Source organism: Auraticoccus cholistanensis, from assembly GCF_009742705.1.
Taxonomy (GTDB): domain Bacteria; phylum Actinomycetota; class Actinomycetes; order Propionibacteriales; family Propionibacteriaceae; genus Auraticoccus; species Auraticoccus cholistanensis.
In genome coordinates, this window is record NZ_WPCU01000004.1 from 1 (window position 1) to 11981 (window position 11981).

An 11981-nucleotide genomic window follows, 5' to 3' on the forward strand; every position below is an offset into this window, starting at 1 on the left:
GCAGCGTTCACGTCGGCGTCCACGTCAGCCGAAGCCGTCGTGGAGGCGTCGGCGTTCGCCGCGGCAGCAGCCGCAGCGGTCGCGTCCACGTCGGCGTCGGCGCTGGCCGCCGAGGTGGCGTCCGCGTTGGCGGCAGCCACCGCCGCAGCCTCAGCTGCCGGGTCGGCGTCCACGTCCGCGTCAGCCGAGGCCGACGCGGAAGCAGCAGCGTTCACGTTCGCGTCGGCGTCAGCGGTGGCGTCGGCCTCGACCGCGGCCTCGGCCGAGGCGTCGACCGAGGAGTCGGCGTCGGCGGCCACGGCGGCGGCGGCCTCGGCGGCGCTGTCGGCGTCGGCCGTGGCGGCAGCCTCGGCTGCGGCAGTGGCGTCGGCCGCGGCGGTGGCGTCGGCCTCGGCGGTCGACTCGGCGGCCACGTCGGCGGCCGCGGTGGCCGCGCCCTCGACGTCGGCGCCGGCGTCCGCGGCGGTGTCAGCCGTGGCAGCGGTGTCGGTGTCGGCCGTGGAGGCGGCGGCAGCAGCGGCCTCGGCCGCGGCGTTGGCGTCGCTGTCCGCGGCGGCGCTGGCGTCGGCGTCGGCCGCGCTGGTGGCGTCGGCTTCGGCGGCCGCCTCAGCGGCGGCCTCGGCGGCGGCGTTGGCGTCGCTGTCGGCGTTGGCCGAGGCAGCAGCGGAGGCGGAGGCGTTCGCGCCACCCTCGGCCGCGACCGGACGCACCGTGGCCGAGGCGAGATCGATGTCGACCAGCGGGGTGCCCGGCAGCAGCGCGATGCTCAGCGCCGACTGGGTGAACGAGTCGGCGTCCTCACCGCGTCCGTCGACGAAGTCGCCCGGCGTCTCCTGGACGTTGACCGTGATCGCCAGCAGGTCCTGGGCCACGTCGGTGAGCAGCGGGTCCAGCGCCAGGCCGAGCCCGTCGACGACCTCGTCCGTGACCGTGGTGAGGGCCTCGGTGGAGAGGACGGCCAGGACGGGAGCACCCAGCTGGGTGACGACGTCCTGGACGGCGGCCTCGACGAGACCGGTCACCGTGCCCAGGAGGGTGGCGACGGTCGACTGCAGGAGCTCGTCGACGCCGGGCAGGACGTTGGGCAGGTCCGGGACCAGATCGATGTCGACCTCGGGGTCAGCGGGGTCGATGCCGGCGAACTGAGCCAGGGTGCCGTCGATGGTCACGCCGAAGTCGACGGGGACGTCGACAGAGGTCAGACCGAGGTCGACGGCGAGGGCCAAGTCACCGTCCACGACGATGCTCAGCTCGGCGTTGTTCAGGGCGGTCTCGACGGCCTCCACCAGGTCCTCGCCGACCCCGGCCAGGATCTCGTCGATCTGGCCGTTGATCGCGGTGATGGTGTCGCCGTCGAGCAGCTCGGTGTTGGCCGGAAGGTCGTTGAGGGTGCCGTTGGCGACCAGCGCTTCCAGGTCGACGACCACCTCACCGGTGCCCAGGTTGAGGGTCACCCCCGCCTCCGGGTCACCCAGGTCAGCGGCCAGGATCGGGTTCGTCGCCGCCGTCAGGTCCAGGTCGAGCGTCGCGGTCGGGTCGCCGAGGTCTGCCTCGACGGCAGGAAGCGCGTCCAGGGTGCCCTCGAGCGTGGTGAAGAGCGGGTCCACCACGGTGTCGATCACGCCGCCCTCGGCCGTGATGCCGTTGGCGGCGGTGGAGACGGTTCCCACGGCCTCGGTGAGGTCGGCACCGGCGGCAGCCACGGTGGGGCTGGTCAGGGTGAGGGTGCCCTCGCTGATCTGGTAGTCGCCGACGTAGCTGCCGTCGTCGTCCACGGTGGCCAGGCCCGAGACGGCGCCGAGCTCCAGGTTCGCCTCGCTGAGCAGGCCGTCGAGGCCGGCGCGGTCGAGCAGCGGGGTGAGGTTCACGCTGGCGTGCTGGGCCTCGTCGTCCACGGCGGCGATGTCGATGGCGCCGGACTCGGCGACCGCGCCGGAGGAGGCGAACGGCACGCCGCCGGTCTCGCTGCGGCCGTACTGCTCGAGGGCGCCGAGCTGGATCAGGCCCTCGGTGCCGAACAGCGGCACGCCCACCTCGGCGTCGACCAGGCCGCTGAGGACGCTGGCGTCGATGTTCTCGAAGCCGGCACCCGGGTTGCCCGGGTCGGCGAAGTAGGCGCCGTCCAGGTCGGCGATCGTGTTCAGGTCCAGGGCTCCGGCGTCACCGGTGAGGAGACGCCCTTCGGCCTCCGCCCGGTCGGTCTCTGCGGCCTCCGAGGTGACCGGGCTGATCGCCCACGTCCCGACGAGGGCGGCGGTGGCGGCGGCAGCAGCGGCTGCTGTCACCTTTCCACCGATACGGAAAGGCATACATCCTCCAGATTCGGCGCGTCCCCCAGACGCGTCGTTTCACTGCTAGGCACCCGTGTCGGGGGAGAGCACAGGTGATGTCAAGTTTGTTGACCATATGGGGGGGCGCACTCCGGGCGCAACCGATACACAGGTGTATTCGTGTGGAACACTCCGCGAACTCCGTCGTCGCAGCAAAACCGCCGCCGACCTGGTGGTCGACGGCGGTTCTCGGTGGTGGGCCTAACTGGACTTGAACCAGTGACCTCTGCCTTATCAGGGCAGCGCTCTAACCGTCTGAGCTATAGGCCCGGGAGCGGATCGCCGGCGGTGCGTGCACCGAGGGGCAAGGTTAGCCCACCGGACGCCACGCCCTCAACTCGGAGACCGGCGCACGCGCTCAGTCGTCGGTCTCGGCCAGCGTCACCTGCAGCCCACCCAGCATGGTGGCCGACAGGTTGTACAGGAACGACGCCACCGTGCACAGCGCGGTCATCAGCAGCACGTCGATCACCCCGAGCAGGGCGGTCAGCCCCAGCACCCGGGAGCCGTTGACGTAGGCCTCGAGCCGGAAGGGGTCGGCGTCGCCGGGAGCGGACAGCATGTCGGCGACGATCGTGTTGATGTAGCCGAACAGGCCGGAGGTCTGGATCACCCACCAGACGAAGGCCACCGCCACCCAGCCCGCGATGCCGAGCGCGATCGAGAACAGGAACGACGTCTTCATCACCGACCACGGGTCGATGCGCGACAGCCGCAGCCGGGCGCGACGCTGCCGGCGGGAGGCCGAGCGCGCGGCCGGCCGGGTCTCCCCCGTCGCCGGCGTCTGGGTGCTGGTCGCCGTCGGTCGCTCCATCGAGGAGGTCACCGCACCCAGGGCCCCGCTGCCGACCAGGGTGCGGGTGGTGTCGGTGTCGCCCGAGGTCGCCGGCGCCGCCGGCTGCCCGCCCTGGGCGGGCTCCTGGCGGGCCCGCTGCGCCGGACGAGCCGGAGCGCCGGCCTCCCCTCGGCCGCCGGGCGACGTCAGCGGGGGCACCGCCGGGTTCACCCGGGTGGGGGTGTCGTCGTCGGAGCCGGGCTTCGCACCTGGCGCCGTCCGCGCCCAGCCGTCGGTGGGACGTCCCGGCTGCGACGTCGGCGCGGCCTCGGCGGCCGGCACGGCGGCGGGACGCTGAGGCGCGGCGCTGCCGCCCTGGCCGGACGTGCCGCCGGCGCGTCCCATGACCCGGTCGGCCCTGGTGGGCGCGTCCTCGGCGGTCCCGTCGGTGACCTTCGTGCGATCACTCACCCGTGTCGTCCTCCCCGGCGTCGGCCTCCGGCGTCCCGTTCTCGGAGCCGGTGGAGCCTGCCGCGTTGTCGGTCACCGGATCGGTACCGTCCGGCGTCAGTGACCCATTATCGCCACGGGAGCCAGATTCGGAACCGGCAGGCGCCGCCACCGTGTCGGACTCGACCTCGATGGCCTGCTCGGCGGCCTCCTGCTCGACCTCCTCGGCAGCGACCGCGGCCTGGTGCTCGACCTCCTCCGCGACGGCCGTCTCGGGGTTGATCGCGATGACGGCGACGGCGTCCCCGTCGCGGACGCCGACGAAGCGGACGCCCATGGTGTCGCGGCCCTTCACCGCCACCTCGGCGACGGCGCTGCGGGTCACCTGGCCGCTGGTCTTGATGGCCAGCACCTGGTCGGACTCGCGGACCACGATGCCGCCGACGAGCTGGCCGCGGTCCTCGTTGAGCCGCATCGCCTTGATGCCCAGACCACCGCGGCCCTGCTGGCGGTACTCCGACACGGCGGTGCGCTTGCCGTAGCCGCCGTCGGTGACGGTGAAGACGTAGCGGTCGTCCTCGGGCATGTCGGAGCCGATGATCGACATCGACAGCAGCTCGTCGCCGTCGCGGAACTTCATGCCCGTGACCCCGGAGGTGGCCCGGCCCATCGGACGCAGCTGGGTGTCGTCGGCGGCGAAGCGGATGGCCTGCCCCTTGCGGGAGATGAGCAGCACGTCGTCGTCGCCGGAGCACTTCGCGGCGCCGATCAGCTCGTCGTCGTCGCGGAAGTTGATCGCGATGACCCCGGCCTGCCGCGGCGAGTCGTAGGCGCGCAGCGCGGTCTTCTTCACCAGTCCCTTGCGGGTGGCCAGCAGCAGGTACTCGGAGTCGTCGTAGCCGCGGATGTCGAGCACCTGCGCGATCCGCTCCTCGGGCAGGAAGGACAGCAGCCCGGCCACGTGCCCGCCGCGGGCGTCCCGCCCGGCCTCGGGCAGCTGCCACACCTTGGCCCGGTAGACCCGGCCCATGTTGGTGAAGAACAGGATCCAGTGGTGGTTCGTGGTGGCGAACATGTGCTCGACCTCGTCGTCGGCGCGCAGCGTCGCGCCCCGGACGCCCTTGCCGCCGCGCTTCTGCACCCGGTAGAGGTCGCTGCGGGTGCGCTTGGCGTAGCCGCCGCGGGTGATGGTGACCACCACGTCCTCGTCGGGGATCAGGTCCTCGTCGGAGAGGTCGCCGTCGGCGCGGACGATCTGGGTCCGCCGGTCGTCGCCGTACTTGGCCACGATCTCGCCCAGCTCCTCGGAGACGATCCGACGCTGCCGGGCCGGGGTGGCCAGGATGTCCTTGAGGTCGGCGATCAGCCGCTCGTACTCGGCCAGCTGGTCGACGATCTTCTGCCGCTCCAGCGCGGCCAGCCGCCGCAGCTGCATGTCGAGGATGGCGTTGGCCTGCAGGTCGTCGATGTCGAGCAGCTGCTTCAGCCCGGTGCGCGCCTCCTCGGTGCTGGGGCTGCGGCGGATCAGCGCGATGACCTCGTCCAGGGCGTCGAGCGCCTTGACGAGACCCCGGTAGATGTGGGCCTTGGCCTCGGCGTCGTCGAGGCGGTACTGGGTGCGGCGCTGGATGACCTCGAGCTGGTGCGCGATCCAGTGCGAGATGAACTGGTCCAGCCTCAGCGTGCGGGGCACGTCGTCGACCAGGGCCAGCATGTTGCAGCCGAAGGTGTCCTGCAGCTGCGTGTGCTTGTAAAGGTTGTTCATCACCACCCGCGGCTGGGCGTCGCGCTTGAGCACGATCACCAGCCGCTGACCGGTGCGGGTGGAGGTGTCGTCGCGGATGTCGGCGATGCCGGTGATCCGTCCGGCGTTCACCAGCTCGGCGATCTTCAGCGCCAGGTTGTCGGGGTTGACCATGTAGGGCAGCTCGGTCACCACCAGCAGCTGGCGGCCCGTGCGGGCCTCCTCCTCGAGGCTGATCACCGCCCGCATCACCACCGAGCCGCGGCCGGTCCGGTAGGCCTCCTCGATGCCCTGACGACCCACGATCAGCGCACCCGAGGGGAAGTCGGGCCCCTGGACGCGCTCCATCGCGGCCTCGAGCAGCTCCTCGGCGCTGGCGTCCGGGTGCTCCAGCGACCACTGGACGGCCGCGGCCACCTCGCGCAGGTTGTGGGTCGGGATGTTGGTGGCCATCCCGACCGCGATGCCGGTGGAGCCGTTGACCAGCAGGTTGGGGAACCGCGAGGGGAGCACGACCGGCTCGGTCTCGCGGTTGTCGTAGTTGGGCTTGAAGTCGACGGTGTTCTCGTCGATGTCGCGGACCATCTCCATGGCCAGCGGCGCCATCTTGCACTCGGTGTACCGCATGGCCGCGGCCTTGTCGTTGCCCGGCGAGCCGAAGTTGCCCTGCCCGGACACCAGCGGCGCCCGCATCACCCAGGGCTGCGCCAGCCGCACCAGGGTGTCGTAGATCGCCCCGTCGCCGTGCGGGTGGTACAGACCCATCACCTCGCCGACCACCCGGGAGCACTTGTTCCAGCCGCGGTCGGGGCGGTAGCCGCCGTCGTACATGGCGTAGAGCACCCGCCGGTGCACCGGCTTGAGCCCGTCGCGGACGTCCGGCAGCGCGCGGCCCACGATCACGCTCATCGCGTAGTCGAGGTAGGAGCGCTGGATCTCGACCTGCAGGTCGATCGGCTCGGTGCGCTCGGTCGGCGGTTCGATCGGGGTGTCGGTCATCGTTCTCTCTCGTCGTGCCCCCGGAGCGGACCGGGGCGTCAGGTGAGGTCGTGCGGGCGGGCCGCGGTGCGGCGTCGCCGCCGCACCGGCCGGCTCAGATGTCGAGGAAGCGGACGTCCTTGGCGTTGCGCTGGATGAAGGCGCGGCGCTGCTCCACGTCCTCACCCATCAGGATGGTGAACATCTCGTCGGCGCGGGCGGCGTCGTCCAGCGTCACCTGCAGCAGCACGCGCTGCTCGGGGTTCATGGTGGTCTGCCACAGGTCGTCGGCGTCCATCTCGCCCAGACCCTTGTAGCGCTGGATCGGGTTGACGTTGGGCAGCTTCTTGCCCGCCGCCAGCCCGGCGTCGCGGAGGCCGTCACGCTCCTCGTCGGTGTAGGCGAGCTCGTGGGGGGCGTTGGTCCACCGGAGCCGGAACAGCGGCGGCTGGGCCAGGTAGACGTGGCCGGCCTCGACCAGCGGCTTCATGAAGCGGAACATCAGCGTCAGCAGCAGGGTGCGGATGTGGGCGCCGTCGACGTCGGCGTCGGCCATCATCACGACCTTGTGGTAGCGCAGCTTGTCGATGTCGAACTCCTCCTGGATGCCGGTGCCCAGGGCGGAGATGATCGCCTGGACCTCGTTGTTCTGGAGGATCTTGTCGATCCGCGCCTTCTCGACGTTGAGGATCTTCCCGCGGATGGGCAGGATCGCCTGGATGCGCGGGTCGCGCCCACCCTTGGCCGAGCCGCCGGCGGAGTCGCCCTCGACGATGAACACCTCGCACTCGCGGGGGTCGGTGGACTGGCAGTCGGCCAGCTTGCCGGGCAGGCCGGCGCTGCCGAGCAGACCCTTGCGGTTGCGGGCCAGGTCGCGGGCCTTGCGGGCGGCGAGCCGGGCCTGCGCGGCCGCCTGGGACTTGCGGACGATGTCCTTGCCCTCGTTGACGTTCTGCTCGAACCAGTCCCCGAGCCGGTCGTTGATCACCCGCTGGACGAAGCTGCGCGCCTCGGTGTTGCCGAGCTTGGTCTTGGTCTGGCCCTCGAACTGCGGCTCGGACAGCTTGACCGACACGATCGCGGTGAGTCCCTCGCGGACGTCGTCGCCGGAGACGCGGTCCTCGCGCTTCTTGATCAGCCCCCAGGTCTCACCCCACTTGTTGACCGTGTTGGTCAGCGCGGAGCGGAAGCCCTCCTCGTGGGTGCCGCCCTCGTGGGTGTTGATGGTGTTGGCGAAGGTGTGCACCGACTCGGTGAAGGAGGTGTTCCACTGCATGGCGACCTCCAGGCTCATGCCCTGGGCGGTGGCCTCGGCCTCGATCCCGATCACCGTGGGGTGGATCGGGTCCTTGGACTGGGTCAGGTGGCGGACGTAGTCGACCAGCCCGTGCTCGTAGCGGAAGGTCTCGCGGACCTGCTCGCCGCCGTCGTCGACGTGGCCCGGGCGCTCGTCGACGATCGTGATGGACAGGCCCTTGTTGAGGAAGGCCATCTCGCGGAGCCGGCTGGCCAGCGTCTGGTACGAGAACTCGGTCGTCTCGAAGATGTCCGCGCTGGGGTAGAAGGTGATCGCGGTGCCGGTGGCGTCGGTCGGCTCACCCCGCTCCAGCTCGCCGTCCGGGACGCCGAGGGAGAAGGACTGCCGCCAGTGGTAGCCGTCCACCTGGACGTCGACCAGCAGCTTGGAGGAGAGCGCGTTGACCACCGAGCTGCCGACGCCGTGCAGACCGCCGGAGACCTTGTAGCCGCCGTCGCCGAACTTGCCGCCGGCGTGCAGCACCGTGAGCACCAGGGTCACGGTGGGGATGCCCTCGGTGGGGTGGATGCCCACCGGGATGCCGCGGCCGTTGTCGGTGACGCGGACCCCGCCGTCGGCCAGCAGGATGACCTCGATGGTGTCGCAGTAGCCGGCCAGCGCCTCGTCCACCGCGTTGTCGACGATCTCCTGCACGAGGTGGTGCAGACCGCGCTCGCCGGTGGAGCCGATGTACATGCCGGGACGCTTGCGGACGGCCTCCAGCCCCTCGAGGACGCTGATGGAGCTGGCGTCGTAGGCTCCCTCGACGCGGTGCCCGGTCGACTCGCCCAGCTCGAAGTGGCTGCCCGCTGCGTCGGTGGGGCCCTCCTCGGACTCGTCGAAGGGCTCGGCAGCGGGGGACTGGCTCACGGGGGCTCCTGTCGGACATGGGTCGCCCGGAGGTGAGAACTCACTCCCCGGGCGACGACGTTGTGCCCTCTCAGTCTACCCGGTCGCGGCGGTGGATGCCCGGATTGGTGGGCGGGTCTGTGCACCCAGATGCCGTCTGGGGGCCGTTGAGGGCCTCCCAGGCCCGTTGCGGGGGTGTCCGACGAGCCCCCGTATGCACCCGGGGGGTCCCAGGGCCTCAGATCGCCGCCGACGGAGGTGGCGAGGAGGACGCCCATCCCCGGCCGGGAGCAGCCCCGCTAGCATGCCGGGCATGCAGCCGGCACCGGGCACGTGGCTCGACCAGCGCCCCCTCAGCCGGGACTGGCCCGAGCCCGCACCCCCGCTCCGGGTGCCGCGGTGGGTCCGTGTCGGGGTGCCGGTGCTGGTGCTGGCCCTGCTGCTGGGGCTGGTGGCCGCCCTCGGCGGGTTCGAGCGCCGCACGGACCGGCTGACGGTGATGGCGCCGGGCGCCGAGCTCGACTGCCACCAGCTGGTGTACACCTTCGACTCCGCCACCGTGCGCCGCACCCAGGGCGTCGACGGCGTCTGGGAGCACCAGCTGACGGTCAGCGGCACCGTCCGCAACCCCACCGACGAGCCGCAGGCCCCGCGCTACGGCGAGTTCGGCAGCCTGGTGGTGCGCGGCGTCCCCGGCCCGCTGACGGCCACGATCGAGGCCGTCGCCCTGGGTTCGAGCTTCGAGGAGCTCAGCGTCAACACCCGCGACTTCGTGGCCCCGGGCGCACCGGCGCTGCCGCTGGAGGTCCGCTTCACGCTCCCCGACGACTACGAACCCAGCGACGTCGTGCTGCTGGGGGCCTTCGAGATGGAGTACACCGACAACTACGTCCTGGGGCTGGGCGGCGGCCAGCGCAGTTGGAACAAGACCGACGACGCCTACGCGGTCTACCTGCCGCTGACCGTGCTGCCGGAGGAGCCCTACTGACGGCCCCTCACCCGACGGGGGCGAGCACCCGCGCCCTAGCCAACCGGGGCGAGCACCCGCTCGACCCCAGGGCCGAAGGAGCGCCGCACCACCACGCCGCGGATCTCGTCGACCTGGGCCGCCGGTACCATGAAGACCTGCTCCATCGGCTGCTCGCGGCCGGCCTCGCAGCTGCTCGGCACCTCCCGCTGCACCACCGGCGCCTCCGCCTGCCAGACCATGCCGTCGGCCCCCAGCAGCTCGGTGCCGCAGTAGACGAACGGCTCGCCGCCGTCGAGCTCGTTCGGGACCGCCTCGGTGCCGCGGGTGTCGACCTCCAGCCGGGCCACCACGAACGTCGCCTGCGGCTCGGGCAGCTGGTCCTCCCCGCCGGCGGCGTCGGTCAGCCGGTCCGTGGTGTACAGCTCCACCAGGCGGTAGCCGGTCCCGCCCACGGTGGCCCGGTCGCCGTCGGCGGCCGGCCGGGTCAGCTCGCCGGTGTTGGCGCTCACCCAGACCACCCAGCCCGCGCACAGCAGGGCGGCGAGGCAGAGCGCCACCACCAGCACCGGCCAGGGCCGGCGGGCCAGCGCCCAGGAGAGCTGGCCGCCGTCGTCGGTGGGGCTCACGGCGTGATCCCCCGGGTGGCGGGGAAGGGCTGGAAGTCGACGATGCTGCCTCCCAGGTCGGCCCGGACCCGCTCCGCGCGCCCGCTGTCCAGTCCCAGGTCGACCTCGAGCAGGGGCGAGTAGCCCGAGTACAGCTCCCGCAGGCTCAGCTCCAGCCGCAGGTTCGGACCGATGTCGGCGGTGTCGACCTCGAAGACGAAGTCGCCGCGGCTGACGAAACCGGCGTCCGGGCCGATGCCGGTGGAGGAGAACTGGCTGGTGTAGCGGCGCTCGCCGTGGACCAGCTCCGCCGCGACCTGCGGACCGCTGCGACCGGGGCTCGCCACCTCGACGGGCACGACGACGAAGGCACCGGGCGTGCCGATCTCGGCCTCGGTGTCGCCCTGGGCACGGAGCAGCTGGCCGAAGGTGGGGTCGGACACGGTGACCACCCGCTCGCCCAGCGGCCCCGGCTCCCCCACCCGGGTGCGGGCGACGTCGACCTCGCCGGTGCGGTCGATGAGCACATCGGCCGCGGCCAGCACCAGGCAGAGGGCGAGGGCCACGCCGAGCTGGCCCACCGGCCGCAGCCGGCGCGTCACCCCGACCGGCAGCCGCGGCGGCCGGGACGCGGTCGCCGCCGGCTCCTCCGGGGCGCGGTCGGCGAAGATGCTGAGCGCCCGGGAGAACGCGACGGCCAGCAGCGTCACCTGCACCGAGGTGGTCAGCACGGTGTCGTCCAGGGCCAGGAAGGGCTGCAGCAGCACCCAGGTGTCGCCGTCGCGGCCGCCGATCAGCGCCCGCACGGTCACCTCCAGCCCCAGGCCGAGCAGCCGCATGGCGGTGAACGTCAGGACGTAGGCGCCGAGGAACACCGCACCGGCGCGGAGCACCAGCCGCAGCGACTGCAGCGTGGGCAGGTACTTGTCGTCGATGTCGCCCAGCAGCGCCTCCTGGGCCTGCAGCACCACGCGGCGCACACCGGTGGAGCCGGTGGCCTCCTGCTGCAGCCGCCGGGCGATCCGCATCCGCCGCGCGCCCGGCAGGCGCGCCGACAGCGGCTCGCCCTTGCGCCACAGGTCTGCCACGGAGACGACCCGCGAGCCGAACACCAGGGCGGCCATGGCCAGCCACGCGACCGGCTCGGTGATCCGCTCCCAGAACACCGGCCACAGCACCTCCCCGCCGAAGGTGCCGATCCGCTGCAGCACCTCGGGGAGGTCGACGCGGAGCACGGCGAAGCCGGCGGCCAGGTCGGCCAGCAGGGTGTCCCACCAGCCGACCAGGCGCCGGTCGCTCCACCACAGCTGCACCTGCTCGACCAGCCGGAAGGCGCTGAGCACCGTCAGCAGCAGGAAGCAGGCCTCGACGAAGGCCGTGGCCAGCCCCAGCAGGCGCCACCGGGTGCGTTGGTAGCAGGCGTCCACGACCCGACGCAGCAGGTACAGCCCGACCACCGCCGCCACCACGGTGAGCACGGCGCGGGTGCTGCCGACCGGGTTGAGCCGGCCCAGCACGCTGTCGCCGAGGCCGGCGGTGTAGCCCGACAGCAGCGCCAGCTCGCTGGCCAGGTCGTCGACGTAGCCGAAGGAGGCGTACACGGCGAGGAAGGGCAGCAGCGTGATGATCAGCAGCCGCACCACGCTGGCGTCCCGGTCGTCGTCCTCGTCGTCGGGTGCGTCGAGCGCCGCGGGGCCGCTGACGCTGCGCACCAGCGCCGTCACCCCCAGCTGGGAGGCGACCAGCCGCAGGGTGATGACGATGCTGGCCAGCAGCGAGACGAGTCCGGCGGCGAAGGTGGGCACCACCACCCAGGCGGCGTTGGTGGTGAGCTCGACCGAGGCGATCAGCGCGAGGTAGTAGCCGACCCAGCCCAGCAGCAGCACCCCGATCAGCTGGGGCCACAGCCGCCACCACAGCTGACCGGTGCGGGCGGCCAGGCGCAGCGCCTCGGCGAGCACGGAGCTGATGGTGGTCATGTCG

General features: G+C 72.2%; 7 protein-coding genes and 1 tRNA gene. 1 reads left to right on the forward strand and 7 read right to left on the reverse strand.

Features of this window, described 5'->3' with window-relative positions; all coding sequences use genetic code 11:
• The 5 genes from GC722_RS02595 to gyrB all read right to left on the reverse strand — a co-directional run.
• Positions 1 to 2285: choice-of-anchor G family protein (locus tag GC722_RS02595; protein ID WP_197429719.1), on the reverse strand; the 2285-nt coding region annotated here is incomplete at its 3' end.
• A 238-nt stretch (positions 2286 to 2523) separates the two neighbouring features.
• Positions 2524 to 2600, reverse strand: a tRNA-Ile gene (locus GC722_RS02600).
• Between the two features lie 88 nt (positions 2601 to 2688).
• On the reverse strand, positions 2689 to 3576 hold the full coding sequence (locus GC722_RS19120) for a DUF3566 domain-containing protein (protein WP_156607758.1): 888 nt from the start codon (positions 3574 to 3576) through the stop codon (positions 2689 to 2691).
• Positions 3569 to 6298: a DNA gyrase subunit A gene (gyrA, locus tag GC722_RS02610; protein ID WP_156607760.1), complete on the reverse strand. Its 2730-nt coding sequence runs from the start codon at positions 6296 to 6298 to the stop codon at positions 3569 to 3571. The genes GC722_RS19120 and gyrA overlap by 8 nt, the downstream gene beginning before the upstream one ends.
• Positions 6299 to 6392: 94 nt before the next feature.
• The gene (gyrB, locus tag GC722_RS02615) at positions 6393 to 8366 is read right to left on the reverse strand and encodes a DNA topoisomerase (ATP-hydrolyzing) subunit B (protein ID WP_156608713.1); all 1974 of its coding nucleotides are present in this window, start codon (positions 8364 to 8366) and stop codon (positions 6393 to 6395) included.
• Between the two features lie 370 nt (positions 8367 to 8736).
• Between gyrB and GC722_RS02620 the strand changes: the two genes are divergently transcribed.
• Entirely contained in the window at positions 8737 to 9411 is a 675-nt protein-coding gene (locus GC722_RS02620; RefSeq protein WP_156607762.1) for a hypothetical protein, read from the forward strand.
• A 35-nt stretch (positions 9412 to 9446) separates the two neighbouring features.
• On the opposite strand, the gene GC722_RS02625 is transcribed toward GC722_RS02620, so the two are convergent.
• Together GC722_RS02625 and GC722_RS02630 are read right to left on the reverse strand one after the other, a co-directional pair.
• Positions 9447 to 10019 (reverse strand): hypothetical protein, encoded by a 573-nt coding sequence (locus GC722_RS02625; RefSeq protein ID WP_156607764.1) that lies wholly within the window; start codon positions 10017 to 10019, stop codon positions 9447 to 9449.
• A complete protein-coding gene (locus tag GC722_RS02630; protein ID WP_156607766.1) occupies positions 10016 to 11977 on the reverse strand; it encodes a hypothetical protein in 1962 nt (653 codons plus the stop codon). The genes GC722_RS02625 and GC722_RS02630 overlap by 4 nt, the downstream gene beginning before the upstream one ends.
• Positions 11978 to 11981 lie beyond the last annotated feature (4 nt).